The organism is Microbacterium sp. Clip185 (assembly GCF_028743715.1).
Taxonomy (GTDB): domain Bacteria; phylum Actinomycetota; class Actinomycetes; order Actinomycetales; family Microbacteriaceae; genus Microbacterium.
This window is the reverse complement of sequence record NZ_CP117996.1, coordinates 1,206,925-1,233,554: the sequence shown is the minus strand read 5'-3', so window position 1 is coordinate 1,233,554 and position 26,630 is coordinate 1,206,925. Positions and strand designations below refer to the sequence as shown.

Annotated in this window: 28 protein-coding genes and 1 tRNA gene; 9 read left to right on the top strand and 20 right to left on the bottom strand. The window is 69.7% G+C overall.

Translation table 11 applies throughout. The features are described from left to right. Positions 1-199 precede the first annotated feature (199 nt). Positions 200-772, bottom strand: a complete 573-nt coding sequence (locus PQV94_RS05840; RefSeq protein ID WP_274287836.1) for a TetR/AcrR family transcriptional regulator — start codon at positions 770-772, stop codon at positions 200-202. 95 nt (positions 773-867) lie between these two features. Here PQV94_RS05840 and PQV94_RS05835 point away from each other — a divergent pair, with 95 nt between their 5' ends. Beyond that, positions 868-1,737 (top strand): SDR family NAD(P)-dependent oxidoreductase, encoded by an 870-nt coding sequence (locus PQV94_RS05835; protein ID WP_274287835.1) that lies wholly within the window; start codon positions 868-870, stop codon positions 1,735-1,737. 62 nt (positions 1,738-1,799) lie between these two features. Here PQV94_RS05835 and PQV94_RS05830 read toward each other — a convergent pair whose 3' ends face one another. Beyond that, positions 1,800-2,468, bottom strand: coding sequence for a TetR/AcrR family transcriptional regulator (locus PQV94_RS05830; RefSeq protein ID WP_274287834.1), 669 nt, complete (start codon positions 2,466-2,468; stop codon positions 1,800-1,802). A 55-nt stretch (positions 2,469-2,523) separates the two neighbouring features. Between PQV94_RS05830 and PQV94_RS05825 the strand changes: the two genes are divergently transcribed. Continuing rightward, positions 2,524-3,303, top strand: a complete 780-nt coding sequence (locus PQV94_RS05825) for an SDR family NAD(P)-dependent oxidoreductase (protein WP_274287833.1) — start codon at positions 2,524-2,526, stop codon at positions 3,301-3,303. A 205-nt stretch (positions 3,304-3,508) separates the two neighbouring features. Here PQV94_RS05825 and PQV94_RS05820 read toward each other — a convergent pair whose 3' ends face one another. Continuing rightward, positions 3,509-4,096, bottom strand: coding sequence for a helix-turn-helix domain-containing protein (locus tag PQV94_RS05820; protein ID WP_274287832.1), 588 nt, complete (start codon positions 4,094-4,096; stop codon positions 3,509-3,511). Positions 4,097-4,165: 69 nt separating this feature from the next. Between PQV94_RS05820 and PQV94_RS05815 the strand changes: the two genes are divergently transcribed. Further along, on the top strand, positions 4,166-5,545 hold the full coding sequence (locus tag PQV94_RS05815; RefSeq protein ID WP_274287831.1) for an MFS transporter: 1,380 nt from the start codon (positions 4,166-4,168) through the stop codon (positions 5,543-5,545). Next, positions 5,542-5,958, top strand: a complete 417-nt coding sequence (locus PQV94_RS05810; RefSeq protein WP_274287830.1) for an organic hydroperoxide resistance protein — start codon at positions 5,542-5,544, stop codon at positions 5,956-5,958. Before PQV94_RS05815 ends, PQV94_RS05810 begins: the two co-directional genes overlap by 4 nt. Positions 5,959-6,411: 453 nt before the next feature. Here PQV94_RS05810 and PQV94_RS05805 read toward each other — a convergent pair. Continuing rightward, a tRNA-Pro gene (locus PQV94_RS05805) sits at positions 6,412-6,485 on the bottom strand. 115 nt (positions 6,486-6,600) lie between these two features. Here PQV94_RS05805 and PQV94_RS05800 point away from each other — a divergent pair. Genes PQV94_RS05800 through PQV94_RS05790 form a run of 3 tightly spaced genes read left to right on the top strand, consistent with a single transcriptional unit; the run spans position 6,601 to position 8,907 of the window. Beyond that, complete coding sequence (locus PQV94_RS05800) at positions 6,601-7,182, top strand: GNAT family N-acetyltransferase (protein ID WP_274287829.1); 582 nt, start codon at positions 6,601-6,603, stop codon at positions 7,180-7,182. Positions 7,183-7,206: 24 nt separating this feature from the next. Beyond that, positions 7,207-7,593, top strand: coding sequence for an RNA-binding S4 domain-containing protein (locus PQV94_RS05795; RefSeq protein WP_234073156.1), 387 nt, complete (start codon positions 7,207-7,209; stop codon positions 7,591-7,593). 42 nt (positions 7,594-7,635) lie between these two features. Continuing rightward, positions 7,636-8,907 carry an HNH endonuclease signature motif containing protein gene (locus tag PQV94_RS05790; RefSeq protein WP_274287828.1) on the top strand — a complete coding sequence of 424 codons (1,272 nt, stop codon included), beginning with the start codon at positions 7,636-7,638 and terminating at the stop codon, positions 8,905-8,907. 134 nt (positions 8,908-9,041) lie between these two features. Here PQV94_RS05790 and PQV94_RS05785 read toward each other — a convergent pair whose 3' ends face one another. From PQV94_RS05785 to PQV94_RS05775, 3 genes are read right to left on the bottom strand one after another with little or no spacing between them, the layout of a single operon-like run. Beyond that, positions 9,042-9,635 carry a hypothetical protein gene (locus tag PQV94_RS05785; protein ID WP_274287827.1) on the bottom strand — a complete coding sequence of 198 codons (594 nt, stop codon included), beginning with the start codon at positions 9,633-9,635 and terminating at the stop codon, positions 9,042-9,044. Next, a complete protein-coding gene (locus tag PQV94_RS05780) occupies positions 9,632-10,081 on the bottom strand; it encodes an SRPBCC family protein (RefSeq protein ID WP_274287826.1) in 450 nt (149 codons plus the stop codon). Before PQV94_RS05780 ends, PQV94_RS05785 begins: the two co-directional genes overlap by 4 nt. Before the next feature lie 6 nt (positions 10,082-10,087). Beyond that, positions 10,088-11,023: an NUDIX domain-containing protein gene (locus PQV94_RS05775; protein ID WP_274287825.1), complete on the bottom strand. Its 936-nt coding sequence runs from the start codon at positions 11,021-11,023 to the stop codon at positions 10,088-10,090. Positions 11,024-11,281: 258 nt separating this feature from the next. On the opposite strand from PQV94_RS05775, the gene PQV94_RS05770 reads away from it, so the two are divergent. Continuing rightward, positions 11,282-13,096: a ribonucleoside triphosphate reductase gene (locus PQV94_RS05770; RefSeq protein ID WP_274287824.1), complete on the top strand. Its 1,815-nt coding sequence runs from the start codon at positions 11,282-11,284 to the stop codon at positions 13,094-13,096. 1 nt (position 13,097) lies between these two features. Beyond that, a complete protein-coding gene (locus PQV94_RS05765) occupies positions 13,098-13,832 on the top strand; it encodes an anaerobic ribonucleoside-triphosphate reductase activating protein (RefSeq protein WP_274287823.1) in 735 nt (244 codons plus the stop codon). A gap of 53 nt (positions 13,833-13,885) precedes the next feature. Here PQV94_RS05765 and der read toward each other — a convergent pair whose 3' ends face one another. From der to PQV94_RS05700, 13 genes are all read right to left on the bottom strand, one after another. After that, complete coding sequence (gene der / locus PQV94_RS05760) at positions 13,886-15,409, bottom strand: ribosome biogenesis GTPase Der (RefSeq protein WP_274287822.1); 1,524 nt, start codon at positions 15,407-15,409, stop codon at positions 13,886-13,888. Next, the gene (gene cmk, locus PQV94_RS05755; RefSeq protein WP_274287821.1) at positions 15,399-16,088 is read right to left on the bottom strand and encodes a (d)CMP kinase; all 690 of its coding nucleotides are present in this window, start codon (positions 16,086-16,088) and stop codon (positions 15,399-15,401) included. The genes der and cmk overlap by 11 nt, the downstream gene beginning before the upstream one ends. Then, positions 16,081-17,208, bottom strand: a complete 1,128-nt coding sequence (locus tag PQV94_RS05750; protein ID WP_274287820.1) for a prephenate dehydrogenase — start codon at positions 17,206-17,208, stop codon at positions 16,081-16,083. Before PQV94_RS05750 ends, cmk begins: the two co-directional genes overlap by 8 nt. Beyond that, a complete protein-coding gene (locus PQV94_RS05745; protein ID WP_274287819.1) occupies positions 17,205-17,978 on the bottom strand; it encodes a pseudouridine synthase in 774 nt (257 codons plus the stop codon). Before PQV94_RS05745 ends, PQV94_RS05750 begins: the two co-directional genes overlap by 4 nt. Further along, positions 17,975-18,583: an SMC-Scp complex subunit ScpB gene (scpB, locus tag PQV94_RS05740; RefSeq protein ID WP_274287818.1), complete on the bottom strand. Its 609-nt coding sequence runs from the start codon at positions 18,581-18,583 to the stop codon at positions 17,975-17,977. The genes PQV94_RS05745 and scpB overlap by 4 nt, the downstream gene beginning before the upstream one ends. Continuing rightward, a complete protein-coding gene (locus tag PQV94_RS05735; RefSeq protein WP_274287817.1) occupies positions 18,573-19,388 on the bottom strand; it encodes a segregation and condensation protein A in 816 nt (271 codons plus the stop codon). Before PQV94_RS05735 ends, scpB begins: the two co-directional genes overlap by 11 nt. Then, positions 19,372-20,259 carry a ParA family protein gene (locus tag PQV94_RS05730; protein WP_274287816.1) on the bottom strand — a complete coding sequence of 296 codons (888 nt, stop codon included), beginning with the start codon at positions 20,257-20,259 and terminating at the stop codon, positions 19,372-19,374. Before PQV94_RS05730 ends, PQV94_RS05735 begins: the two co-directional genes overlap by 17 nt. A 94-nt stretch (positions 20,260-20,353) precedes the next feature. Next, positions 20,354-21,985: a M20/M25/M40 family metallo-hydrolase gene (locus PQV94_RS05725; protein ID WP_274287815.1), complete on the bottom strand. Its 1,632-nt coding sequence runs from the start codon at positions 21,983-21,985 to the stop codon at positions 20,354-20,356. 104 nt (positions 21,986-22,089) lie between these two features. Next, positions 22,090-22,686: a vitamin K epoxide reductase family protein gene (locus PQV94_RS05720; protein WP_274287814.1), complete on the bottom strand. Its 597-nt coding sequence runs from the start codon at positions 22,684-22,686 to the stop codon at positions 22,090-22,092. Between the two features lie 66 nt (positions 22,687-22,752). Further along, positions 22,753-23,832: a hypothetical protein gene (locus PQV94_RS05715; RefSeq protein ID WP_274287813.1), complete on the bottom strand. Its 1,080-nt coding sequence runs from the start codon at positions 23,830-23,832 to the stop codon at positions 22,753-22,755. Next, on the bottom strand, positions 23,833-25,047 hold the full coding sequence (locus PQV94_RS05710; protein WP_274287812.1) for an aminotransferase class V-fold PLP-dependent enzyme: 1,215 nt from the start codon (positions 25,045-25,047) through the stop codon (positions 23,833-23,835). 86 nt (positions 25,048-25,133) lie between these two features. Continuing rightward, the gene (gene xerD / locus PQV94_RS05705) at positions 25,134-26,057 is read right to left on the bottom strand and encodes a site-specific tyrosine recombinase XerD (protein WP_274287811.1); all 924 of its coding nucleotides are present in this window, start codon (positions 26,055-26,057) and stop codon (positions 25,134-25,136) included. Position 26,058: 1 nt separating this feature from the next. Then, entirely contained in the window at positions 26,059-26,628 is a 570-nt protein-coding gene (locus PQV94_RS05700) for an NUDIX domain-containing protein (protein WP_274287810.1), read from the bottom strand. Between the last annotated feature and the right edge of the window lie 2 nt (positions 26,629-26,630).

Below are 26,630 nucleotides of genomic sequence, written 5' to 3'. Positions count from 1 at the left end.
CCTTGGCCCGATGCCTCCGCGCGACCCGCACGCCACAGTCCCCGCGCAGTGCTCTCGCTATGGCCGTCGGGTACGTCGAGTCAAGCAGAGGAGATCGGACAGGGTCCAGTTGCCGCGATGCACGTCGGGACGCGCCGTGGGCACGCCACGCCCCACTGCGGGGGACGGGGAATGTCTGCCCGCGGGGAACCCACCCAAATCAGCCGTTGCTGCTGAGCAGACGCAGGAGGTCACCGATCAGGTCAGTGGCACTCGCCTTGCCCTTACCGTCCGGCGCGAGATGGCCGGCCGTCTCGAGTTCCGCTGCGCCGCGCCCGGCGGCTCGCAGAAGCGCCGCTATGCGCTCCGGGTCGCCGGAGAGCAGGGCCCCACGCTCCTGGGCGTGCCGCACGGTGGAGGTCATCAGGGCCGAGGACTCGAAGGCGACACGGTCCAGTTCGGCGGACGCGTTCCACCTGCCGTAGATCAGGCGGTAGCGCTCGGGGAACTCGACGGCTCGGGCAGTCTGCAGGATGACCGACCGTGCCAGCGCCTCCTCCGGACTGAGGCCGTTGTCGAGGTCGGCGGCGAGTTCCCCCTGCAGGTACGCGAGCTCCCGCGCGGCGATCTGGGCGAGCAGGTCCTCCTTGTTCGCGAAGTGCTTGTAGGGCGCGTTGTGCGAGACCCCCGCTCGCCGACCCACCTCGCGGAGGGTGACCAGAGCCGGGCCACCTTCGTCGAGGAGATCCAGAGCCGCCTCGATCAACCGGTCCCGCGTGGCTGTGGCTTCCACGCATCCTCCCATCCAGGTTGACAACGTCAACCTGATCGTTCATGCTCGTCCTGGTTGACACCGTCAACCCACGTTCTGAAAGTAAGGATACTCGAATGAAAGCTCTCATCACCGGCGCGACCAGCGGAATCGGCGCGGCTATCGCGCACCGATTCGTCGACGACGGACACGACGTCGTCCTCGTCGGACGCAGCGCCGAGCGTCTCACATCCGTCGCCGAAGAGTTGCGCGCGGCCGCTCCCCTCGTGTGCGTCGGCGTGGAACAGGCCGACTTCGCCGATCTCGCGCAGGTCCACGCTCTCGCCGACCGGCTCGCCACCCGGGACGCGCCCGATGTCGTCGTGAGCAACGCCGCGCTGGTCGCGCCCGTGGCACAGCGCAACAGCGACGGCATCCCGTTGACCGTCGTGGTGAACTTCCTCGCGCCCTACATCCTGCTCCGCCGGCTGGCCGAAGCGTTCCCGAACCACGCATCGCGCTTTGTCGTGCTCGGGGCTGAGCCCGCCGGTTCCGCAGGGCTCGTGGTGGATGTGGACGATCTCACCTACACGTCCGCGGACCTGATGTTCCCCGACCCGGATCTGCAGGCGTTCGCCCTGTACGGACACAGCAAGAACATGGACGTCATGCTCGCCTACGCGCTCGCCGACCGCCTCGCGGGCACCGCGATCACCGTGAACGGCGTACACCCGGGCATCATCGGCCAGACCGGACTGATGACCGGCATCCCGGGGCTCGCAAAGAAGGCACTGGCGATGTTCGGCGCCACGGATGCGGACCTGCCGAACCCTTCAGACGGTGCAGACACGCCGTACTGGGTCGCGACCTCGCCCGACCTCGATGGGGTGACTGGCACGTACTTCGGAGACCGAGCCGAGGCGGCGACCGCCGAGCACACCACGGACAAGGAGCGGCTCGAGCGGCTGTGGCGGTCGGCCGCCGAGGCGACGAGGATGGCTGTTTAGGGATACTGCACCCTTGCCTGCGACCCCGCGACATCCAGCAGGAGCTGATGGTTTGGGTCGTCTCAGCTCACGGTAAGCCCGATGGCCTGAAAGAGCATCCGTTCCAGAAGCGCACCACGCTCGGCCAGAAGCCGCCTGGCCGAGTCACGGTCGCCCGCGCTCACGACGTCAACGGTCACCTTCAGCCCGTCGAAGGCGCCGACGAGCACGGTGGCGAGCGCGTCGGGGTCGAGGTCGGCGCCGAGTGGAGCGTCGCGGATGAGTTCGGCGACGACGTCGATCCACCGCTGCGTCATCGCTGCGGCGAGGTCACGGGTGGATGTGGCGTCAGCGAGACTCTGCGTGAGGCGCGAGATCACCCAGGCGTCGGAGTGCTCGTCGTGGAGGGAGAGCATCGCGGGCAGGAGTCGCCGGATGCGGGGCTCGCCCGACGGAGTCTGCGCAACGATGCGCTCCACGTCGGCGAGCCATCGGCGGTGTCGTTCCTCGAGCACTGCGACCGCGAGGGCTTCTTTGCTGTCGAAGTGAAAGTAGACAGCCCCCTTCGACAGCCCGCTCGCCTCCACGATGTCCACCATGCGGGCTCGGTCATAGCCGAGGCGGGCAAACACGCCTGCCGCAGCGTCGATGATCACATCGCGCGACGCAGCTCCCTGAGAGGTCGGCCCGGCGGGGCGTCCCACGCGGCGTGCGGGAGCGATGTCGTCGCTGCGATGTGGACGTAGGGACATGTTGCCACTATAGTCACTTTTTATTAGACCGACTGGTTTGTTTATTAGGAGCATCGTGCGCACCATCGCCGCCGGAACCACCACCCTCATCACCGGAGCGTCCTCTGGGATCGGGCACTCGTTCGCCCACCGCCTCGCCGCCGCCGGCAGCGACCTCGTCCTCGTAGCCCGACGCGCCGACGTGCTCGAAGAGATCGCCGCTGACCTCCGCGCTCGACACGGAGTGACTGTCATCGTCCTCGCGCACGACCTCGATACCCCGGACGCCGCTGAAACTCTCGTCGCGCGCCTGGAGACCGAGCGGATCGTGGTCGACGCTCTCATCAACAACGCCGGCCTCGGCATCCACGGAGACCTCGGCACCGCGCCACTGCGGTCGGCGACCACGCAGATCGCCGTCAACGTGCGGAGCCTCACGGCACTCACCACCCTTCTGCTTCCGCCGATGCTTGAGCGACGCCGCGGCGCGATCGTCAACGTCGCGAGCACCGCCGGATTCCAGCCCGTGCCGCACATGGCCGTCTATTCCGCCTCGAAGGCATACGTCCTCACCTTCACCCGCGCCCTCTGGCGCGAAACCCGCGGCACCGGCGTCGACGTCCTCGCCCTCTGCCCCGGAGCAACCGACACCGCGTTCTTCACCGTCGCAGGCGAGGCCGCGGCCGTCGGCAGCCGCCGGACTCCCGACCAGGTCGTCGACACCGCATTGCGCGCCCTGCGCCGCGGGAGACCGTCGGTCGTCGACGGCCGCGGAAACGCGTTCGTCTCCTGGCTCGCGCCGCGCCTGCCCGAAAGGCTCGCCCTGAACATCGCGGAACGCTCCGTCCGCCCCTGAATGCCCGGGCACCCAGTACCCCACCGGCACACACGACGGCCCCCACGGCGACTACCCGCCCACCGTCCGCACTATCGCCCTCGAGATGATCGCCGTCGTCACCTTCGCCGACGATGGCCGCGCCATCGACGAACGCGTTTTCATCGACGCCGCGGGCACGGCCTCTTTGCTTGGCGGCTGACGTCACGCAGGGCGACGCCGATGGTCAGCTTTGGCCAGCGTGGACGCGCTCGCCCTGGGGGCCAAAGATGCTGAGGATCTCTGCTTCGATCTGCCCGTCGCTGCCGAACCAATGGGGCAGGCGCGTGTCGAACTCGGCGACCTCTCCAGCTTTCAGCACGAGGTCGCGCTCCCCCACGATCAACCGCATCCGCCCGGTCAGAACATAAAGCCACTCCGTGCCCTCATGCGTCTTCAGCCGGGGTACCGAGTGGTCGCGCGGGATCACGATCTTCCACGCCTGAGGCATCCCCGGCTGGTGCGCGAGCGGCACGACCGTCCGCCCGTTCACCCGCCGGGGACGCAACCTGACTCGGGGGTCGCCGGTTTCCGGCGCACCCACCAGCTCATCCAGGGGTACGTGATACACCTGCGCGAGCGGCAGAAGCACTTCAAGACTGGCGCGACGCTGTCCGTTCTCGAGGCGCGAGAGCGTGCTCGACGAGACTCCCGTCCGCTGCGAGATGTCTGCAAGCGTCAGCCCCCGCGCCTCACGCAACGCCTGCAACCGCGATCCGACACCGTTCAGCACGGAACGCACATCCGCCGCGTCGGTCATCTCCACGATCACCATCGAACACTCTCATCCCTGTTTCGGCAAGTTAAGTTGCGCCCTTAGACCTGGCGAATCGAGGCTGTGTTCATGTCCACACCATCGAGAGCGATCGCAGGCCTCGCACTTGCCATACTCACCGCCTCGGTGGGCACGAGCGCGGCGAACGTTGCGCTGCCCGCGCTCGTGACGGCATTCACCGCGACGCCAGGTCAGGTGCAGTGGGTGGTCATCGCATATCTGCTGGCGATCACGTCGGTAAGCGTGGCCGCCGGATCGGCAGGTGACCGGTGGGGTAGGCGCCGGGTGCTACTCGCGGGGATCGCCCTCTTCACCGTCGGCGCTGCGGTCGGTGCTCTCGCCCCGTCGCTCGTGACGCTCATCATCGCGCGCGCCATCCAGGGATTCGGGGCAGCCATCATGACGGCTCTGCCCCTCGCGCTCGCGAAGGACCTCGTAGCCAACGGGCGCACCGGGCGCATCATGGGGCTCCTCGGCACCACGTCAGCAGTCGGCACCGCCCTCGGACCGGCTCTCGGCGGCGTGCTCGTCGGATGGGGTGGGTGGGCCTCGCCCTTTTGGATGATGGCCCTTCTCGGGGCGACGGCGCTGCCCTTCGCCCTGATGGTCCCTTCAGCGCGAACGATCGCTCGTCCGCGCCACCGCTTCGATGCCGTCGGAAACGTCCTGCTCAGCGCGGGCATCGCCACGTACGCCCTCGCACTCACTGCGCCTGTGCCGAACTGGCCGACGGGACCGCTGCTGATCGGCGCCGCAGCCCTTGTGATCGGCTTCCTCGCCGTCGAGCGACGCGCCGACGCCCCCGTCTTCCCCCCAGCGATGCTGCGCCACCGAACCATCAGGACCGGAATGATCACGAACGTCCTCGTCGCGACAGTCATGATGACCACACTCGTCGTCGGACCTTACGCCCTCCACGACGGACTGCAGCTACCACTCCCCCTCGTCGGGCTCGTCATGAGCGTTGGTCCCGTGACCTCTGCCATCAGCGGTGTCCTCGCCGGGCGACTCGTCGACCGCACCTCACCACCCGTCATGATCAGCCTCAGCCTGACCATCCTGAGCATCGGCACGGCAGCCCTCGCCACATTGCCCGCATGGTGGGGCGTGGCCGGCTACGTCGGCGCCCTCGTCATCCTCACGCCCGGCTATCAGCTCTTCCTCGCCGCCAACAACACCCACACCCTCGGCGCTACAGACGCCGAGCAGCGCGGCACCGTCGCCGGCGCGCTCGGGCTTTCTCGCAACCTCGGCCTCATCACCGGCGCCTCCGCCATGGCCGCCCTCTATACCTCGCTCACTGCCGGGGCAGACACGGCAGCGAGCGGCTCACTGGATGCCACACGAAGCACCTTCCTCATCGCCACGCTGCTCGCCGCCATCGCAGCCGTCACATCCCTGCTCCCCTCCCGCGCCCTCCGGGCCACCCCACGAAAGGAACACCCATGAACATCCTTTACACCGCTGAGGCAACCGCTCGCGGAGACGGCCGCTCCGGCCACGTCGACACACCCGACGGCATTCTCGACACGGACATGCGCGTCCCTGTCGAGATGGGAGGCGCAGGCGGAGCAGCCAACCCAGAGATCCTCTTCGCGGCCGGCTACGCCGCCTGCTTCCACGGCTCCCTCCAGCTCGCCGCGCGCATGCGCAAGATCGTTCTCCACGACACCAGCGTGACCGCCCGCGTCAGCATCGGAGCCGACACCGAGGGCGCCTACCGACTCGCCGTCGCCCTCACCGCCTCGCTCCCCGGTATCCCCGCCGACCAGGCGCATGAACTCGTCGACGCCGCAGACCAGATCTGCCCCTACTCCCACGCCACCCGAAACAACCTCGATGTCGCGATCACGATCGCCTGAGCAGCACCCATAGTGGAGCACCCCCCTGCCACCGCCACAACCTGTCGGCAGTGAGCCAGACCGCACCACCGTGCGAATCGCTCGGCACGAGAGAGGAGGATGCCATGACCTCCAGCAGCCAAAGGCCAAGACGATCGCTGCCCGATAGCCCAGTGCCGAACGAGATCCGCCGCCTGATCGCGGGCCGAACCGCCTACAGTTGCGCCGAGCACGGCCACTGCTGACGCGAAACCTCCGCCTGCGAGCGTCCCGCCTTGCGATCCCTCGCGACAGACGCAGAAGGGCCAGCTTGTCGGCCGACCCTTCTACGTTTCCGGTCGGGATGCGCCCCACGGGCACTCCACGCCCCGCTACGCGGGACGCGGAGCCTCGGCCCGCGGGGACCCCGCCTGAATAATCCGCTCGCGGCAACGAAAAAGGGCCCGCCATAAGGCGGACCCTTTCTCGTTCCGGTCGGGATGACAGGATTTGAACCTGCGACCCCTTGACCCCCAGTCAAGTGCGCTACCAAGCTGCGCCACATCCCGGAGCCGCCCGCGCGCGGGCAACTCAACCATCTTAGCCGGTCCGAGAGCATGCCGCGAACGCGTCCGGCGGCGCAAGCGGTGGATGCGTGTCCACGGCGGGGAGTACGGTCGCGACATGAGCCAGATCCGGGTGCTTCCGGCCACGAGTGAACGCTTCGACGAGGTCGAGAGCGCCCTCACCGGAGGCGGCGACGGCCGGGCGTGTCAGTGCCAGTGGTGGATGATGCCGGGCAGCCGGTTCAGCGCGCTGAGCGTCGAGGAGAAGACCGAGATCCTGCGCGACGAGACGGCCGCATCCGTCGCGCCCGGGCTCGTCGCGACCGTCGACGGCGTCGGCGCCGGCTGGGTGCGCGTCGGCCCGCGCCCCGCCCACGAGCGACTCGCGCGCACGAAGCTCTACGGCAAGACCTCCCCCGAGCCCTGGACCGACGACACGACCTGGGCCATCAGCTGCTTCTCCGTGCGCAAGGAGTTCCGCGGACAGGGCCTCACCCGTCGCCTCCTCGACGCGGCCGTCGCCTTCGCCCGCGAGAACGGCGCCCGCCTCGTCGAGGCTTACCCGGTCGACACCGCCGCGATCAAGACCTCATCGAACGAGCTCTTTCACGGTGCACTGACGACCTTCCTCGATGCCGGCTTCGTCGAGACCGCGCGCCCCCGCGCCGACAGGCCGATCGTCGCGCTCGACCTCGGCTGAGCCCGCATCCGCCAGGATGGAGGGATGACGGATGCGGCATCCCCCGTTCGGGTCGACTCGTGGCTCTGGGCCGTCCGCGTCTACAAGACGCGATCCGCCGCCACGACGGCCTGCCGCGCCGGCCACGTGCGCATCGGCGGCGACCGCGCGAAGGCCGCGCAGCTCGTGCGCCCCGGCGACGAGGTGCGCGTGCGGATCGCCGGCTTCGACCGCATCCTCGTCGTGCGTCAGACCATCGTGAAGCGCGTCAGCGCACCCCTCGCCGCCCTCGCCGCGGAAGACAAGACTCCCCCGCCTCCGCCGCGCGAGCTGACCGCCTTCGTGCCGGTCCGAGACCGCGGCGCGGGGCGTCCGACGAAGCGCGAGAGGCGCGATATCGACCGGCTCCGGGGGCGTTCCGCCGACGACTGATCAGGCCCCGGCGATGTCGGAGGTCGGTGTCAGACTTCAGTCATGAAGGATGGAGCGGCGATGAGCCCCGAGGACGCCGAAGCGGCGATGCTCGAGGGTCTGCTCGCCGGCCTGGAGAAGACCCGCGCATCCATCGCCGCCCTCGAAGCACTCGAGTTAAATCTGCTCGCGACCGCCCGCCAGATCGCCGCCGACCGCACCTCCCGCCTGTCCGATCCGTCGGCCCGCGCGCACGAGATGCCGCTGCGAGACATCGCCGCCGAGTTCGCCACGGCCCTGCACGCCAACGACCGCGGCATGCAGAACGAACTGCACGACGCCGCCGACATCGCCCGCAGGCTACCGCGCTCCCTCACCGCCCTAGCCGAGGGCCGCATCTCGCGCCGACACCTGCGCACGATCCACGAGGCATCCGCCGGACTCGACGGGCCGCAGCTCATCGCGTACGACGAGCGTGCTGCGGCGGCCGCCACCGAGGTCTCCGTCAACCGGCTGCGACCGATTCTCCGCCGGCTGGCCGAGCAGGCGCAGCAGCGTCCGCTCACCGAACGCCACCGCGAGGCCCGCATGCAGCGCGGCGTCTTCGTACGCGACCTCCCCGACGGCATGGCCGAGCTCACCGCCGTCCTGCCCGTCATCGAGGCTCACGGCGCCCACGATCGCCTCACGCGGATGGCGCACCTCGTGCGCGACGCCCACGACCCCGAGACCGATCCGCGCACGACCGACCAGCTGCGCGCCGACATCCTCAGCGATCTCCTGCTCACCTCGACCGCCGCCGACACCGCCGACGCCCCACACGCCGGTATCGACGCCGTGCACGCGCACGTGCGCATCACGATCCCCGCCACCACGCTCCTCGGCACGACGGATGCGGGCGCCGAGCTCGTCGGCGTCAGCCCCGTCGACGCTGAGAGCGCCCGCCGCCTCGCCGGGGGTGCCGCCGCATGGACGCGGGTTCTCACGCATCCGGTCACCCGCAACGTCGTGGGCGTCGACCGGTACCGGCCCAGCGAAGACCAGCGGCGCCTGCTGCGGGTGCGCGACGAGCGATGCCGCTTCCCCGGATGCCGCGTGCCCACCCACCGCTGCGACATCGACCACACGGTCGACTGGGCCCACGGCGGAACCACGCACGTCGACAACCTCGCGCACCTCTGCCGCCGACATCACTCGCTCAAGCATGCGACGCCGTGGCGCGTCAGGCTCGGCCCCGACGGCGTGCTCGAGTGGACCAGCCCGCAGGGCCGACAGCACCGCGACTCCCCCGCATCCCGCGTGGTCTTCACGGATGCGGCCGGCCCGCCGTTCTAGCGAAGGTCACCCTCGGCTCGCTCTGAAGATGAAACGGCGTCCAGCCGCCACGGGCCGGAATCTGTACGACGAGACTCGCTGTCGCCCGCGCATGGATACGGGTACGGGTGCGGAAAGCGTGTCGCAACACGCGATCAGGCCTTCCTCCCGTCGAGACCGCCCGCCCCGTCAAGACCGCCCTTGCCGCTGAGCTCATCGAGCAGCGCTTCGAGCGAGGTGAACTCGATCACGTCGTCGTCATCGTCGTCGTCATCCTCCGCGTTGTCATCGACGTAGAGCTCGTCGAGCCGGAAGTCGGCGTCGAGCTGCGCGCGGATGAAGGCCTCGGGCGATTCGCGGGGCACGGGGAAAGACACCAGGTACGCGTCCGGAACGACCGCCACCCACTCGATCACGAGGTCCTCGCGCCCCACCCGACGCCCGGCGACCTGCCCGAATCCCTCCTCGATCTCCTCGAGGATCTCGTCGAGCAGACGCTCCCACTGCGCGGCGCACATGGTGAGGAAAGCCTCCGCCGCGGCGATGAGCGAGGCAGGGCCGACCGACTCGGTGCCCACCTCGTCGTCGAACGGATCGAACTCCGGCTCGGGGTCGAGATTGACCGACACGTCGTAGCCGGCGGCGGTGAGACGCGCGGGTCCGCGGACGACGCCCTCCTCCTCGACGGGATCGGCGAGCAGGCCCGCGACACGAACCGCGCGCAGCAGAGCAGAGGGCTGATCGTTCATGGGGTCCGTTCGGTCCGAGGTCGGTACGCCTCGATCATCCCGCACGCCCGCGCCAGCCGCGTGAGGTGGTAGCTCCACCCCTCCTCGTGCTCGTCGGCGAGCGTCGGCGACACATTCGCGCGGCGAAAACCCGTCTCGGTGATCGTGACGGAGGTCGCCGAGCCATGAGGTTCCAGCCGGAACGTCACCTCGAGCGGCGCCGACCATCCGTCCTCCCGCCAGCGGAACGCGAGAAGCCCCGGTTCCTCGCAGCTCGTGACGACCCCATGCGCCTGCCGCTGCCGCCCCGCCTCGATCCACGTCTCGACGAGCGGCGCGCCGATCACGGCGTCGAAACGCAGATCCGGCCACCACTCAGCCCGGTCGACGGTGAGTGCGCGCCAGACGGCATCCGGCGGGGCCGCAACCACGTGTGCGACGCGGACCGAGTCCCGCGGAGCGCTCATCGATACTCAGTCCTCGAGAAGGTCCAGCAGCCAGCGAGTGCCGCGAACGGACGCACCGACGGCCTCGCATCGCGCCGCGAGCTCGCGGTCGCTCGTGACGACCGTGACGCGAGCGCCCCACTCCGCCTCTTCGCGCGCCGTCCAGACGATCGCGTCGTCGCCCGCGGCCTCGGCGCGGATCACGTGCACGAGCGGCCGCGTGTAGGTCGCAAAGTAGTACACCTCGGCGCCCGGAGCGGCCTCACGGGCCTTCCCCTCCAGCACGACCTTTACCTCCGGGTACCAGCGGTCTTCCGCAAGTCCGAGGGCGTCACCGGGGATGCCGCGCACGGCTAGGCCACGAAGCCGCTCGACAAGCCGCTCCGCCGCGCCCGCGCGATCGTTCCACCAGCCGTCCGGCACGGAGCCGACGACGTTGGCCGCATCCACCAGCAGGACAGGCCGCACCATGAGCAGCTCACGAAGCGCGGGCCAGGATGCAGCGAAGCCCGGGTGCAGCGGATAATCGTCGACGTCGGCGACGGGCACCCACGACAGTTCGATGCTCTCGGGGTCGCTGATCACCGGGTCGAATGCCCCGACGACGTCGGCGACGACCGTCGCGTACGACCAGTAGCCGAGGTCGAACACGCTCATGAGCCGGGGCCTGACGGCGCCGTCCGGCACACCCGCTTCCTCCGTCGCCTCGCGCAAGGCACCGTCCAAGGCGGACTCCCCCTCGTGGCGCGCGCCGCCCGGCAGGGCCCACGTGCCGCCGTGATGACTCCACGACACGCGGTGCTGCAGCAGCACTCCGCGCACCGGGTCGACGGCAAGCAGCCCCGCCGCTCCGAAGCGACCCCAGTAGCGCTCCCCCGTCGGCGCGACGACCCAGGCATCCCCCGGATCCCGCGGCCCGAGCGGCCGGCGCGGCTCTCCGGGGGCGGGGGGTTCGATCGTCACGCTGACAGCCTCGCACACCGCGCGGATGCCGGAGCCACCGCCGACACATTCGGGAGATCCGACGCGTCTCCTACACCCGACGACGAACACCGACCCACAGCGACGCGCGGGCCTGTGAGCACCCACAATCGGCAGCCCGCAGATGTCGAGCGCCGGCTGTTATTCCCCAACATATGGGTTCGACAATGCCCTCGACCCCTACATACAGTGGTCGAACCACCGCAGATCACCTTCACCCCACGGCTAGAAGGAGCCTGCATGTCCACGTCCACCACCGCCCGCTCGGTCCCCGTCGCCCCCACGATCGACGAGTACCTCTCCCGCGGAGACTGGCGCGTCAACGCCAACGCCAACCAGGGATACTCCCTCGGCGGCATGATGCTCAACACCTCCGGCAAAGTCATCGCCAATTACTGGCTCGACCAGGTCTACGCCCCGGAGGCGGGCGCCGCCCATCGTGACGGCGACATCCACATCCACGACCTCGACATGTTCGCCGGATACTGCGCCGGCTGGTCGCTGCGCACCCTGCTCGAGCAGGGCTTCAACGGCGTGCCCGGCAAGGTGTCGTCCGCCCCGCCTCGGCACCTGTCGAGCGCGCTCGGCCAGATGGTGAACTTCCTCGGGACCCTGCAGAACGAGTGGGCCGGCGCGCAGGCGTTCAGCTCGTTCGACACGTACCTCGCGCCGTTCGTGCGCCTGGACGAGCTCGACGCGGAGGCCGTCCGACAGGCGATCGAGGAGTTCGTCTTCAACCTCAACGTCCCCTCCCGGTGGGGCACCCAGACGCCCTTCACCAACCTCACCCTCGACTGGACGTGCCCCGACGACCTCGCCGATCAGCGGCCGATGATCGGCGGCGAGGTGTGCGACTTCACCTACGGTGAGCTCGCCCCCGAGATGGCGGTCATCAACCGGGCGTTCATCGACGTGATGACCTCCGGCGACGCCGACGGACGGGCTTTCACCTTTCCCATCCCGACCTACAACATCACGAAGGACTTCGACTGGGACGACCCCGCCGTCGACGCCCTGTTCGCCATGACCGCCAAGTACGGGCTGCCCTACTTCCAGAACTTCGTGAACTCCGACCTCGACCCGCACATGATCCGATCGATGTGCTGCCGCCTCCAGCTCGATCTCACGCAGCTGCTCGCCCGTGGCAACGGCCTGTTCGGCTCGGCGGAGCAGACCGGATCGCTCGGGGTCGTGACCGTCAACTGTGCGCGCCTCGGCTATCTACACCCGGGCGACGAGGCGGGCCTCATCTCCCGGCTCGACGAGCTGCTCGAGATCGCCCGCGACAGCCTCGAGGCCAAGCGCGTCGTCATCCAGCGGCACATCGACGGTGGCCTGTTCCCGTACACGAAGCGCTACCTCGGCACGCTCGACAACCACTTCTCCACGATCGGCGTCAACGGGCTCAACGAGCTCGTACGCAACTTCACCGGTGACGCCGATGACATCACCTCGGATGCGGGCCACGCCCTCGTCGCCCGCATCCTGGATCACATCCGTGACCGGATGGTGGAGTTCCAGGAGGCCACCGGCACGATGTACAACCTCGAGGCGACGCCGGCCGAGGGTGCGACGTACCGCTTCGCGAAGAGCGACATCGGGCGTTACGACGGCATCCGTCACGCAGGCACCGACGACAACCCCTACTACACGAACTCCTCGCAGCTGCCTGTCGGCTACACCGACGACGCGTTCGAGGCGCTCGCGCTGCAGGAGGATCTGCAGCAGAAGTACACCGGCGGCACCGTGCTGCACCTCTACATGGGCGAGGCCGTCTCCTCGGCTGCTGCCTGCCGCACGCTCGTCCGGCGCGCGCTCGAGAAGTTCCGGCTGCCCTACATCACGATCACGCCGACGTTCTCGATCTGCCCCCGACACGGCTACCGCTCCGGCGAGCACACCGTCTGCCCCGAGTGCGGCGCCGACTGCGAGGTGTGGACCCGGGTCATGGGCTACTTCCGCCCCGTGTCGTCGTTCAACGTGGGCAAGAAGGGCGAGGCCGCCGAGCGCGTCGCGTTCGCCGAGTCGCGCTCCCTCGCCGCCGCGGCGGTGTGAGGTGATCCCCGCCGCGATCGACCCCGCCACGGTGCGCATCGCCGGTCTCACGCGCCTGTCCACGGTCGACTGGCCCGACAAGCTCGTGGCGACCGTCTTCCTGCAGGGGTGCCCGTGGGATTGCTTCTACTGCCACAATCCGGCGCTGCGCGCACCCCGCGCGCCCGCTGCGATGAGCTGGCAGACGCTGCGAGGGTTTCTGAAGAAGCGGCGGGGTCTGTTGGACGGCGTCGTGTTCTCGGGCGGCGAGCCCACGATGCAACCGGCCCTGCCTGCGGCGATCGCCGCCGTGCGGGAGCTCGGGTTCGCGGTGGGACTGCACACGGCGGGGATCTACCCGGCGGCGCTCGCCCGCATCCTTCCCTACGTGGATTGGGTGGGCCTGGACATCAAGACGAGCAAGCGGCTCTACGAGAAGGTCACGGGATACTCCAACAGCGCCGAGCGCTCCTGGGGGTCGCTGTCGGTCGTGCTCGCGGAGTCGGCGGCGCGCGAGGGGACGATACGCCCGCTCGACTACGAGGTGCGCACGACGGTGCACCCCGAAGCGGCGGATGCGGCGGAGCTCGCCGTGCTCGGGCACCGACTCGCCGATGCCGGCGTCACGTGCTGGGCCCTGCAGCGCTTCCGCAGCGAGGGAACCCGCGTCCCCATGCCCCGTGTCGGCGAGGCCTCCTATGAGGTCTCGCTCGACACGGTGCCGGGTGAGCGGTTCGCGCGGTTCGCAGTGCGCTGAGCCGGTGCGCTGAGCCGGTGCGCTGAGCCGGTGCGCTGAGCTGGTGCGCTGACTCAGCGCTGGCGACGCTCCCGCACGCGCATGTTGATGACGATGGGCGTGCCCTCGAACCCGTACAGCTCGCGCAGGCGGCGCTGGATGAACCGGCGGTAACCCGGGTCCAGGAAGCCGGTCGTGAACAGGACGAATGTCGGCGGGCGCGTGCCCGCCTGCGTGCCGAACAGGATGCGGGGCTGCTTGCCGCCGCGCACGGGGTGCGGGTGCTCGGCCACCAGCTCCGAAAGGAAGGCGTTGAACTTGCCCGTCGAGATGCGCTGGTCCCACGACTCGAGGGCGGTCTCGAGCGCCGGGACGAGCTTCTCGAGATGACGGCCGGTGCGGGCGGAGATGTTGACGCGCGGGGCCCACGCGACGTGCGCGAGGTCCTGCTCGATCTCACGCTCGAGGTAGCGGCGGCGGTCGATGTTCGCCATGTCGTCGTCGTTCAGACGGTCCCACTTGTTGAAGGCGAGAACGAGCGCGCGACCCGATTCGAGCACCATGTCGATGATGCGCACGTCCTGCTCGCTGAGCGGCTCGGACACGTCCAGCACGACGACGGCGACCTCGGCCTTCTCGAGCGCGGCCGATGTGCGCAGCGACGCATAGAAGTCGGCACCCTGCTGCAGGTGCACCCGCCGACGGATGCCGGCGGTGTCGACCAGACGCCAGAGCTTGCCGCCGAGATCCACGATCTCATCGACCGGGTCACGGGTGGTGCCGGCGAGCTCGTTGACGACGACGCGCTCCTCGCCGGCCGCCTTGTTCAGCAGCGACGACTTGCCCACGTTCGGACGGCCCAGGATCGCAACGCGACGCGGTCCCCCGATCTCGTGCTTCGCCACGGCGGAGACATCCGGCAGCACCTTCACGAGTTCGTCGAGCAGGTCGGCGACGCCGCGGCCGTGGATGGCGGAGACGGGATGCGGCTCGCCGAGGCCGAGGTTCCACAGCGCCGCCGCCTCCGGCTCCTGGCGGGCGTCGTCGATCTTGTTGGCGACGAGCATGACCGGCTTGCCGCTGCGGCGCAGCAGCTTCACGACGTGCTCGTCGGTCGAGGTGGCGCCCACCATCGCGTCCACGACGAACAGCACCACGTCCGCGAGGTCGATCGCGACCTCGGCCTGGGCTGCGACCGACCGGTCGATGCCCTTGGCGTCGGGCTCCCAGCCGCCGGTGTCCACCAGGGAGAAGCGGCGCTCGAGCCACTCCGCCTTGTACGTCACGCGGTCGCGCGTCACCCCGGGGGTGTCCTCGACGACGGCCTCGCGGCGTCCGAGGATACGGTTCACGAGCGCGGACTTGCCGACGTTCGGGCGACCGACGATCGCGACCACCGGCAGCGCCGGCAGGTACTCGATCCCGTCACCGGAGCCGACGAGCCCCGCCAGCACCTCGGCATCGTCGTCGTCGAGGTCGTAATCCTCGAGCGACGCCCGCAGCGCGATCGCGCGCTGCTCGGCGAGCGTGTCGTCGATTCCGGCGAGGGTCTCCTCGAGCTGATCTGGTCCGGCTTCGTACTCGTCCTCAGCGCGCATCGCGCACCTCCTGCATTTTCTCTGCGACCGCGAGAACGGCCGCCACTGTCTCATCGAAGTCGAGATGCGTGGAATCCACGACCTCGACCCCTTCGGCCGCCGACATGAAGTCGACGACGGTGGAATCTGATGCGTCGCGACGACGCAGTGAATCGGCGACGGCCGCCGCATCCTGTCCGCTCACCTCGGCGCTGCGCCGCGCGGCGCGCACCTCGGGCGCCGCCGTGAGCAGGATCCGCACCGGCGCATCGGGTGCCACGACCGTGGTGATGTCGCGCCCTTCGACGACGACGCCGGGCCGACCGGAATCGGCGACCAGGGCGCGGAACCGCGCGTTCACGGTGTGGCGTACGACCGGAACACGGGCGACGCCGCTGACCGCCTCGGTCACGCGAGTCTCGCGGATCGCTTCGGTGACGTCCGTGTCGCCCACACGCACCCAGTAGTCGTCGGGATCCAGCGAGATACTGCCGTCGAAGTCGCCCATCGCCTCCAGCACCGCGGTGGCGTCGGAGGTGTCGACGGCCCGGTCGAGCGCGTGCCACGCCAGGGAGCGGTACACCGCGCCCGTGTCGAGGTAGCCGTAGCCGAGACGGCGGGCGACCTCCTTCGAGACCGAGGACTTGCCGCTGCCGGCGGGGCCGTCGACGGCGACGATGGCAACGTCGGAATCACTCATTGGCACTGCTCGCAATCCTCCACCCGCGCGCCTCGAGACCCGCCACGGCGGGCGCGGCGATCGCGGGAACCACACTGATCTCTGCCAGTCCGAACTGAGCGCCGGGCGAATGCTCCAGGCGCAGGTCCTCGACGTTCACACCCAGCTCGCCGAGCTCGCCGAACAGGCGGCCGAGCTGACCCGGGGTGTCGTCCACCATGACGACGATGGTCTCGAAACGCCGGTTCTGCCCGTGCTTTCCGGGCAACCGCTCGACCCCCTGGTTGCCGCGCAGGATCGCGTCGGCGACGCCGCGACGCGCGCCCGGCGCATCCGGCTCCCGCAGCGCGTCCGCGACGGCTGCCAGATCCTCGGCGAACGCGTCGAGCACGTCCACGACGGGAGCGGCGTTGGCGCCGAGGATCTGCACCCAGAGCTCGGGGGCGGATGCGGCGAGTCGGGTCGTGTCGCGCACGCCCTGTCCCGCCAGGCGCAGGGCGTCTTCGGGCGCTGCCGTGAGCCTCGCGGCCAGCAGGCTCGAGACGAGCTGGGGCACGTGCGAGACGAGAGCGACCGATCGGTCGTGCTCCTCGGGCGCCATCTCGATCGGCGTTGCCCCCAGATCGAGAGCGAGACCCTCGACGAGTGCGAGATCGGCGGCGGTGGTCTCCTCATCGCGGCAGACCACCCACGGCCGTCCGATGAACAGGTCGGCCCGCGCCGCGATGGCCCCGCCGCGTTCGCGGCCGGCCATGGGATGCGAGCCGATGTACCGCGCCAGGTTCACGCCGCGCGCCCGGAGCGCGCGCAACGGCTGCCCCTTGACGCTCGCGACGTCGGTCACGACGGCATCCGGGTAGGCCGCGAGCTCCCGCTCGACGACGTCCGCGATCACATCCGGGGGCACGGCGACCACGACGAGGCGGGGGCTGTCGCCGGGCGCCGCAGCACGACCGGCGCCGTAGTCGATCGCGAGGCGGAGCTGCGCGGGCGAGGTGTCATCGAGCACGACGTCGACGCCCAGAGCGCGCAGGGCATGACCGATGCTCGCACCCAAGAGGCCCGCGCCGACGACGCGGACCGTGCCCGAGGTGCGTGCGGCGACCCGCGCAGGCGCGCTGGTGCCGTTCGACTCGCTCACTGGTTCTCCTGCTCTCCGGGCGGGTCGGACACCTGGTCGCGGCGCGCGAGCGTGAGAAGCGCACCCCGCTCGATCTTAGTCAACTCGCGCATCCGCCCCGCCGGGAGTGTTCCCAGGTGGAGAGGGCCGAACTGCCGGCGCACGAGCTCGAGCACGGGATGCCCCACAGCGGCCATCATGCGGCGCACGATGCGATTGCGGCCGGAATGCAGCGTGAGCTCCACGAGGCTGCTCGTGGCCGACGCGTCGAGCAGGCGCGCCTTGTCCGCCCGAATGAAGCCGTCCTCGAGTTCGAAGCCGCGCGTGAGCGCTGCGATCGTCTGCGCGGAGACGCGTCCGTCGACCTTCGCGATGTAGACCTTCGTGACACCGAACGACGGGTGTGCCAGCACGTGGGCGAGATCGCCGTCGTTCGTCAGCAGCAGCAGGCCCGATGTGTCGGCGTCCAAGCGGCCGACGTTGTAGAGGCGCTCCTCGAAGTCTCGGGTGAACTCGCGAAGGTCGCGGCGCCCCCGGTCGTCGCCCATCGAGCTGACGACGCCCGTGGGCTTGTTGAGCATCACGTATCGCTTCGACTGGTCGAACTCGACCGCGACGCCGTCGACGTCGACGAGGTCGACCTCGGGGTCGATCCGGCTGCCGAGCTCGGTCACGACCGCGCCGTTGACGCGCACCCGGCCTTCGACGATGTACTGCTCCGCCACGCGGCGGGAGGCGACGCCCGCGTTCGCGAGCGCCTTCTGCAAGCGGACGCCCTCGGTGTCGGTCATCGTGCGATCTCCTCGAAGCCGGTGCTGCCGTCGTCGAGCAGCGGTGAGATGTGGGGAAGCTCGTCGATCGTGTTGATGCCGAGCTTCTCGAGCAGCACGTCGGTCGTGCCGTACAGGATGGCGCCGGTCTCCGCGTCGTGGCCCACCTCGGTGATGAGGCCCCGGCCCACGAGCGTGCGCACCACGGAGTCGACGTTGACGGCGCGGATGGATGCGACCTGCCCGCGGGTCACGGGCTGCTTGTAAGCGATGACCGCGAGAGTCTCCAGCGCGGCCTGCGACAGACGTGCGGGCTGCTGGGTGCCGAGGAACTCGGTGATGACACGGTCGTACTCCTCGCGCACATAGAGTCGCCATCCCCCACCGACCTCGCGCAGTTCGAACCCGCGGCGCGGGCCGCCGTCTTCACCGTCGTAGTCGGCGACGAGGGCTGCGATCGCCTTGCGCACCGCAGGGACCGGCGCGCTGACGGCCGCTGCGAGCGCCACGACGCTGTGCGGCTCGTCGAGGATGAGCAGCACCGCCTCGAGCCGTCGCGCGACAGAGCCCACGTCCTGCGGCCAGGCGGTGGGCTCCGATTCCTCGGTACGGGTGTCATCGGTCATAGTCGGCTCCCAGAGTGGCGAGGTTCTCCTCGGACCAGCGTTCCGCGCTCCAGCGCAGGGTCAGCTCGCCGAGTGGCTCCAGCTGCTCGAACGAGAGCGCCGCGTGGCGATACAGCTCGAGGATGGAGAGGAATCGTGCGACGACGATGCCGGAGGCGTCCACTCCGGCGATCAGCTCGCGGAAGGTCAGCGTCCCGCGTTGGCGCAGGAGGCTCACCACGATCGCGGCCTGTTCCCGGATGCTCACCAGCGGCGCGTGCAGGTGGTCGAGTCCGACCGTCGGGATCTCCTTCGGCGCCATCGCCAGCATGGCGAGCGCCGCGAAATCCTCGGTGCTGAGCGTCCAGACCAGCTCAGGCGCCGCTTGCCGGTACCGCTCGTCGATGCGGACGCTGCGCGCGTGACGGCGCTCCTCGCGTTCCAGTGAACGCGCGAACCAGGCGGAAACCTCTTTGAAGGCGCGGTACTGCAGCAGGCGGGCGAACAGCAGGTCCCTGGCCTCGAGCAGCGCCACGGCCTCCGCATCCACGAGCTCTCCCTGTGGGAGCAGCCCTGCCACCTTCATGTCGAGCAGGGTCGCGGCGACGACGAGGAACTCCGAGGCCTCGTCGAGTTCCGCATCCGGACCGAGCTGGCGCAGATACGCGATGAACTCGTCGGTGACGACGCTGAGCGCCACATCCGTGATGTCGAGCTCGTGCTGCGAGATGAGCGTCAGCAGCAGATCGAACGGGCCGTCGAAGACGCCCAGCGATACCCGGAATCCGTCGGTGGCCGCGTCCTGCGGCTCAGGCGACGGCGCCACGGGCGACCAGCTCCCGCGCGAGGCGCAGGTAGGCCTGCGCCGCAGCGTGTTCGGGAGCGAACTCGGTGATGGGCATCCCCGACACCGAGGCGTCGGGGAACTTCACGGTGCGCCCGATCACGGTCTCCAGCACATCGTCGCCGAACGCCTCCACCACGCGCTCGAGCACCTCGCGGGAGTGGAGCGTGCGCGGGTCGTACATCGTGGCGAGCACACCGTCGAGGGTGATCGACGGGTTCAGCCGGTCGCGCACCTTGTCGATCGTCTCGATCAGCAGCGCCACGCCGCGCAGGGCGAAGAACTCGCACTCGAGTGGGATGAGTACGCCGTGGCTCGCTGTCAGCGCATTGACCGTCAGCAGTCCGAGGGAAGGCTGGCAGTCGATGAGGATGACGTCGTACTCCCCCGCCACATGGCGGAGCACGCGGGCGAGGATGGTCTCACGGGCCACTTCGTTGACGAGGTGCACCTCGGCGGCCGACAGGTCGATGTTGGCCGGCAGCACGTCGAGACCGTCGACAGAGGTCTTCACGATGACCTCGCGCGGGTCGCGCTTGGTGTCCAGCAGCAGGTCGTAGATCGTGGGCACATCGTGCGTCGTGATCCCCAGGCCCGCAGACAGCGCGCCCTGCGGGTCGAAGTCGACTGCCAGCACCTTGCGGCCGTAGTGCGCGAGCGAAGCGGCCAGATTGATGGTCGTGGTCGTCTTGCCGACCCCGCCCTTCTGGTTGCAGAGGGCGATGATGCGTGCGGGTCCGTGGGCGGCGAGTGCCGGCGGTGTCGCGAACCCCTGATAGGGGCGACCGGTCGGGCCGAGGGGCACATCGCCCTTCGTGCCTTTACCCGCCTGCTTCACTGCGCGCTCCGCCACCGTACTCCCGCTCTGCTTGGTCGTTCGATCGATTCTAGCGACGGCAGCGCGCGGGTTCGGGGAGGGCGCACCGAGCCCCCTCCCCGAACCCTACTCAGACGGTGCGCCGGCGACGTGCGGCGGCCGCCATCACGACACCGCCCACGAGGAGCGCGAGGACACCGCCACCGATCCACGCGCCGGAGATCTCCGAACCGGAGGCGGCGAGAAGGTGAGCCCCCTCCTCGGTGACCTCGGGGGCCGGCACCGGTGCCGCCGGGGCCGGGTCGACGATCGGAGCCACGCCGTTGACGGCGGACGTGTCGTTCGCGAGCGATGCGGTGACGCTGGCCATCGCACCGAGCATGATGCCGAGCGCTTCCGTATTGATGTTGGAGATGTTGTCGGCGGGCGTGTGGTAGTTCGGGTCCATGATGATGCCCTCGGTGCCGCCGAACAGCGCGACCTGCTCTGCCGTCTTGACGTCATCCGCACCCGTGAACAGCCCGGATGCGGGGATGCCCGCCAGGATGAACGCGTTGTAGTCGCTGCGGGCGTCGAAGGCGGTGTCGATCCAGGGCTGGCCGATCGCGTCGAAGTAGCTCGTGAACGCCGCCTCCGTGGCGATCGAGCCCTCGGGAACCTCCACCGGAGCCTCGTACGTGGACTGATCGGCGTCGTAGACGGCGATCACGTAGTTGGGCGAGGCGACCATGTCGAAGTTGAGGTAGGTCGCGATGGTGCCGAGCGCGGCATCGCCGCCGGTCTCGTAGAGATCGTCCACGTAGTGCGCCGATCCCAGCAGCCCGATCTCCTCCGCTCCCCACCAGGCGAAGCGGACGGTGTTCTCCAACTCGCCGGATGCGGCGAGCTGGAGCGCGATCTCCAGGATCGCCGCCGAGCCCGAGCCGTTGTCGTTGATACCGGGGCCGTCCTCGACCGAGTCGAGGTGGGCACCGAGCATGACGACGTTGTCGTCGCGTCCGGTGGGCGTGTCGGCGAGGATGTTGAACGTCTCGACGGAGTCGATGTGCTGCTGCAGGTCGAGGTCGGCGAGGACGGGTCCGTTCGCGAGCGCCGCGAGGAGATCCTCGCCCTCGCTCTGCAGGATGCCGACCGTCGGTGCAAGCTCGGGCGTCTGAGCGCCGAGGGTGCCCTCGAGCGGGCCGGGCTCGTTGTTGTAGACGATCACGGCCTCTGCGCCCGCGGCAGCGGCGGCCGCCGACTTCTCGGCGAAGGAGCAGCTGCCGCGCGCGACGAGGGCGATGGCGCCCGCCGCATCCACGCCGGCCCAGTCGTCGGCGGTGCAGCCGAGGGGAGCCGCGGGTGTGACCAGCGGCAGATCGGTGAGTCCGCCCGCCGGCGTACTCGGGGTGAACTCCATCGGGATGCCGATCGGGTCCGAGGTGGCGAATCCGTCGATCGTCAGCGTGTAGGCGTCGATCGTCTGCAGGTCGGCGTCGAAGTACTGGCGCTCGGGCGTGTACCCCGCCGCGGTCAGCGCCTGCTCGATGTAGACCGCGCTGGCTTCGTAGCCGCTGGTGCCCGCTGCCCTGTTGCCGCCGTTCGCATCGGCGATGTCCTGCAGCTGCTGCAGGTGGCCGACGACGGCATCCACCGTCACCCGTTCCTCCAGATCGGCGGGATCGACGGCGGCGGCGGGCGCGATGCCGGCGGTCACCGCCAGCGCTGCTCCGATACCGATACCGATCCCGAAACGGGCGGCTCGTGGCCGTGATGTCGTCACGTGGTGTCCTCTCGCGTTTCCCCGGTGAGCCCGACGGTAGTGGAACTCACGGGGATGCGCTTAGACAATTCACAGGTTTGTAACGCGACGCGGCCGCGGTCGGCTCAGAACAGCGACCCCAGGGCGTCCAACCGCAGCTGAGCGACGAGGGCGATCAGCGCGACGTCGAGGATGGCCACCAGCGGCGCCCAGCTGGCGAGCCAGCGGCCGACGGGCCGCATCCGGTCGCCCCATAGTCCGGCACGCGCGCTCCAGCCGAGGGTGACCCAGAACAGCGGGATGGTGACGAGCCAGACGACCATGCACCAGGGGCAGAGCGAGCCGTACTCGAAGACGCTCCGGTAGGCGAGGAAATGCACGAAGACGAAGGCCGCGGCGATGAAGGCCATGTACGTGCGCCAGTACCAGCGCCTCAGGCTCGTCGCGCCAGCGAGCGTCGTCACACCGGCGTAGATCGGGCCGAGGAACAGCACCACGCCGATGATCGAGTTGCTGAAGCCGAGAAGGTTGCCGCCGGGCGAGAGCAGGTTGGGTCCGCAGGTCACGATCACGCTCAGCTGGCACGACACCAGTGGGTCGACTCCGCGCAGCTGCCCGATGTACTCGAGGTACAGGAGGAACGAGACCGCCCAGCCGAGCAGGCCGGCGATGATCCAGAAGACGGCGAGCGCGCGAGACGGGGGCGCGGTGGGAACGCTCATGCGCTCAGTGTGCGCGCGGCGGGCGGCTCTCGGGGGTCGCCGGAGCCGTGACTAACCCGGCTCCGCTCACCGCATCCCCCGCAGCTGGTCGACCGACACCACGCCGGGGTGCAGGGCGCCGTCCGCGATCAGGGTGGGAACGGTGGCGGTGCGGATCTCCTCCTCGACGACACGCTTGCCCGCGGCGACGATCTCGTGCACCTCGTCGGATGCCGCGAGGCGCGCCACCTCCTGGATGCGGGAAGCGTCGTAGCCGGATTCGGCGAGCCAATCCTGCAGCTGCGTCTCGGCCTCCTGGGCGCTCGCCTGCTCGTTGAACCACGTCTGCCAGGCGACGCCGTCGGCGCGCTCGCCCGTGAAGATGTGCGCGAGGATCCGCCAATCCGTGCCTCCCGCGCGCGGGACATCGCCCTCCTCCGTGAGCCGGATCGCGGTGAGGTAGTCGGTGATGAGCGGCGAGTTCGTGAACTTGGGAGCGGCGTCGGGTCCGATCGGATACGGGATGTAGGCGAGGTTCTGCCCGTCGGCGAAGCCGGCGCTCTGGATGTTGCGGAAGAGCTCGGCGCAGAAGCGGCATCCCGGATCGATCACCTCGACCGCCACCGGAAGGCCCTCCCGGTATCCCCCGGCGTAGCTCGCGGCCTCGGGGAGGTACTCCCGGGCGTCCCAGTCCTTCAGTCGACTGGGCAACGCGTCGAAGGTCTTGCCGAGGGAGCGGAACTCCGCGGCGAAGGCGCCGATGACGTCCCCCTTGCCGAGGGCCGAGCCGAAGTCGTCTGCGCCGGCGTCGATGCTGCACGCGCCCGCCGAGAGGCTGCAGGCCTGCGTGTCCTGCGGGTTGCAGGTGCCGTAGACGAAGAGGTTGAGCCCGCTCTTGCCGACGATGTACAGGCTCACGACGAGCGAGAGCACCATGATCCAGGCGGTGACCTCGATCGCGATGCTGGCCGGCTTCACGAGTCTGGGCGCGCGCACCGCAAGCGGGGCGAGCATGCTGTTCTTCACGTCCTCGCGGAACGAGGTGTCGCAGGGACGGAACGTCACGCGCCGGGTGACGCACCGCCAAGCGGTGCCGAGCAACCGGCGGTACTTCGCTGAGACGGCCGCGAGCACGAGCAGCACGAGGAACGCCGCGATGCAGAGCATTCAGAGCCCCCTCAGCATCCGGCCGAGCACGTCGAGACAGCGCGCGACGTCCTGTTCGGTGTTGTGCGCCCCCAGGCTGAAGCGCAGGAGCGGTTCGACCCGCTCGCGCTCGCGCAGCCAGTAGTGCGCGCAGAAATAGCCGCTGCGTGCCGAGATCCCGGCTTTCGAGAGGAAGACCGCCAGCCGGTTGCTGTCGACGCGGTGGGCGCGAAGCGGCACGAGCGCGCCGTCGGGATCGCCGAAGACCGTCAGGTTCGGCATCTCCCTGAGCCCCTCGCGCAGCGAACGGGTGAGCCGGCGCTCGCGCTGCTCCACCGACTCCCCCGCGGCATGCGCATATGCCTCCCGCCACCGGAGCGCCGCACCGAAGGCGAGGATCTCCCCCCACGCCTGCAGACCCGGCTCCAGACGGGTGTGCGGCTCGTCGAGCAGGACGAAGTCCTCCGCGGTGACCTCGGCCACCTGGCCGCCGCCGACGAATCCGATCTCGAGCGACATCAGCAGGGAGCGCAATGCGACGACGACACCCAGCGACGGGCCGTACGCCTTGTGGGCCGAGAAACAGATCGCATCGGCGGCCAGGCCTCGCAGGACTTCGGGCGCGTGCGCCATCGCCTGGGCGGCATCGACGATCACCGCCCCGCCGAGCCGGTGCGTGTCGGCGACGAGACCAGCGAGATCCGCGGTGACGGCGCCGTCCACGTTGTTCTGCGCCGACACGACGACGAGGGCACCCGTGAGGTCGGCGTCGCGGTACATGAGCGCTCCGAGGGCGTCGCGCTCCAGCACCACACGATCGATTCCGTGGGCGCGAGCGAAGGCGATCGTGCTGAGGAAGACGGCGTTGTGCTCGGTCACCGTCGTGACCACCCGGCGGAACCGCCCGGCCGGCATCTGCGTCAGAAGCAGGTTCAGACCGTAGGTCGTGTTCAGCGTGAACGACACCGCGTGCGTGCGGGAGGTCAACCCCAGCGCGCGCAGCACTGCGGCGCGCGTGTCGGCGACACCGGTATCCACCTGCCTGGCGCTCTCGTAGGAAGAGCGCCCGCCGCAGGCGTTCAGCGTGCGGAAGTACGCGTCGAGCGCCTCGATGACCGGAGCGGGACGCATCGACTGGCACGCCGCATCCAGGTACACGGTGTCGGCCGGCAGGTACGCGAAGCCAGGACGCTCCGAGGCGTCCTCCCCCGCCGGGGTGCGGCGCAGTCTCCTCACCTCTCCGATGATGCGCGGGCGCACGCGACCCCGCAGGCCGCGTAGCCGTGTCTATCCGCCCGGCGACGCCGACGGGGGCATGTGGCTCAGCGCGCGCGGGGGTGGGCCGCCGCGTAGACGTCACGGAGCGCGTCGACGCTCACGTGCGTGTAGATCTGGGTGGTCGCAACCGACGAGTGACCGAGCAGTTCCTGCACCACACGCACATCTGCCCCGCCCTGCAGCAGGTGCGTCGCGAACGAGTGACGCAGCGTGTGCGGGGAGACATGGGCCTCGAGCCCGGCACCCTCTGCCGCCTGTTGCAGAACGGCCCACGCGCTCTGCCGCGACAGCGCCGCCCCTCGCGCACCCAGGAAGAGGCGCGGGGTCCCCCGGCCGCGGCGGGCCAGCTCCGGCCGGGCGCGGGTGAGGTAGGCGTCGACCGCGGCGCGGGCGTAGGAGCCGACCGGCACGATGCGCTCCTTCGACCCCTTGCCACGCACCCGCAGCACTTCGCCATGGGTGAGGTCGTCCACGTCGAGTTGCACGATCTCCGACACGCGCGCACCCGTCGCATAGAGCAGCTCGACGAGCGCGCGGTCGCGAAGCTGCACGGATGTGGCTGTCTCGGCCTGCCCGGGCGCGGGACCGGATGCGTCCAGCAGGCGTTCGACCTGCTCGATCGTCAACGCCTTCGGAAGCCGCTGTGCGAGCTTGGGCGGGCGAAGATCCTGCGCGGGGTCGTCCTCGCGGATCCCCTCGCGCATGAGGAAGCGGTGCAGGCCGCGGACCGAGGACTGCAGGCGGGCGAGGCTGGATGCGGCCGGCCGCGGCTCGGCCGACGCCTTCTCCGCCGCGAACGCCGCGACCAGCGCCGCATCCACCTCGTCGACGTCGTCGATGCCTCGTTCGGCGAGCCATGCGGCATAGGTCGCCAGGTCCCGGCGGTAGGCGTCGACGGTGTGCGGTGCCAACCCGCGCTCGATCGTCACGTGACGCAGGTACACCTCGACCGCGCGGCCGATGCGCATCTCAGCCGACCGTGTCGTCCCGGCGGAGCCGTTCGGCCGCGGCGAGCACGCCCGAGATGAGGATGCCGTTGCGCACGCTCCCGGCCAGGATCGCATCGACGACCTCGCTCAGCGGCACCCACTGCGCGACGATGTCCGCCTCCTCGTCGGTGCGCTCGTGGACGCTCAGCTGCACGAGGTCGCGTGCGAGGAAGACGTGGACGATCTCGTCGCTGCCGCCGGGGCTCGTGAACAGGCTCACGAGCGGCTCGAGGCTGCCCGCGGCGAGGTCCACCTCCTCCGCGAGCTCGCGACGGGCGGTTTGGGCAGGGCTCTCCCCCGCCACGTCGAGCAGACCCGCCGGGATCTCCCAATCGCGGTGACGGATCGGATGCCGGTACTGCTGGATGAGCAGCACACGGTGCTCGTCGTCGACGGCCACGACAGCGGCGGCGCCGGTGTGGTCGACGTAGTCGCGCACGATCTCGCCGTCGCCGTAGCGCACCACATCCGAGCGCACGTCCCAGACGCGGCCGTGGAAGACCACGCTCGTGTCGACGACCTCGCCGTCGAACCGCTCGTCCTCGATCACGG

Coding starts and splice junctions, on each gene's coding strand:
- PQV94_RS05715 (WP_274287813.1), bottom strand. CDS start 23,832: ATGCTCTGCATCGCGGCGTTCCTCGTGCTGCTCGTGCTCGCGGCCGTC.
- PQV94_RS05785 (WP_274287827.1), bottom strand. CDS start 9,635: ATGAACGATCAGCCCTCTGCTCTGCTGCGCGCGGTTCGTGTCGCGGGC.
- scpB (WP_274287818.1), bottom strand. CDS start 18,583: ATGACCGATGACACCCGTACCGAGGAATCGGAGCCCACCGCCTGGCCG.
- PQV94_RS05820 (WP_274287832.1), bottom strand. CDS start 4,096: ATGGTGATCGTGGAGATGACCGACGCGGCGGATGTGCGTTCCGTGCTG.
- PQV94_RS05830 (WP_274287834.1), bottom strand. CDS start 2,468: ATGTCCCTACGTCCACATCGCAGCGACGACATCGCTCCCGCACGCCGC.
- xerD (WP_274287811.1), bottom strand. CDS start 26,057: ATGCGCATCGGCCGCGCGGTCGAGGTGTACCTGCGTCACGTGACGATC.
- PQV94_RS05770 (WP_274287824.1), top strand. CDS start 11,282: ATGTCCACGTCCACCACCGCCCGCTCGGTCCCCGTCGCCCCCACGATC.
- PQV94_RS05795 (WP_234073156.1), top strand. CDS start 7,207: ATGACGGATGCGGCATCCCCCGTTCGGGTCGACTCGTGGCTCTGGGCC.
- PQV94_RS05790 (WP_274287828.1), top strand. CDS start 7,636: ATGAAGGATGGAGCGGCGATGAGCCCCGAGGACGCCGAAGCGGCGATG.
- cmk (WP_274287821.1), bottom strand. CDS start 16,088: ATGAGTGATTCCGACGTTGCCATCGTCGCCGTCGACGGCCCCGCCGGC.
- PQV94_RS05800 (WP_274287829.1), top strand. CDS start 6,601: ATGAGCCAGATCCGGGTGCTTCCGGCCACGAGTGAACGCTTCGACGAG.
- PQV94_RS05815 (WP_274287831.1), top strand. CDS start 4,166: ATGTCCACACCATCGAGAGCGATCGCAGGCCTCGCACTTGCCATACTC.
- PQV94_RS05745 (WP_274287819.1), bottom strand. CDS start 17,978: ATGACCGACACCGAGGGCGTCCGCTTGCAGAAGGCGCTCGCGAACGCG.
- PQV94_RS05835 (WP_274287835.1), top strand. CDS start 868: ATGAAAGCTCTCATCACCGGCGCGACCAGCGGAATCGGCGCGGCTATC.
- PQV94_RS05780 (WP_274287826.1), bottom strand. CDS start 10,081: ATGAGCGCTCCGCGGGACTCGGTCCGCGTCGCACACGTGGTTGCGGCC.
- der (WP_274287822.1), bottom strand. CDS start 15,409: ATGCGCGCTGAGGACGAGTACGAAGCCGGACCAGATCAGCTCGAGGAG.
- PQV94_RS05720 (WP_274287814.1), bottom strand. CDS start 22,686: ATGAGCGTTCCCACCGCGCCCCCGTCTCGCGCGCTCGCCGTCTTCTGG.
- PQV94_RS05810 (WP_274287830.1), top strand. CDS start 5,542: ATGAACATCCTTTACACCGCTGAGGCAACCGCTCGCGGAGACGGCCGC.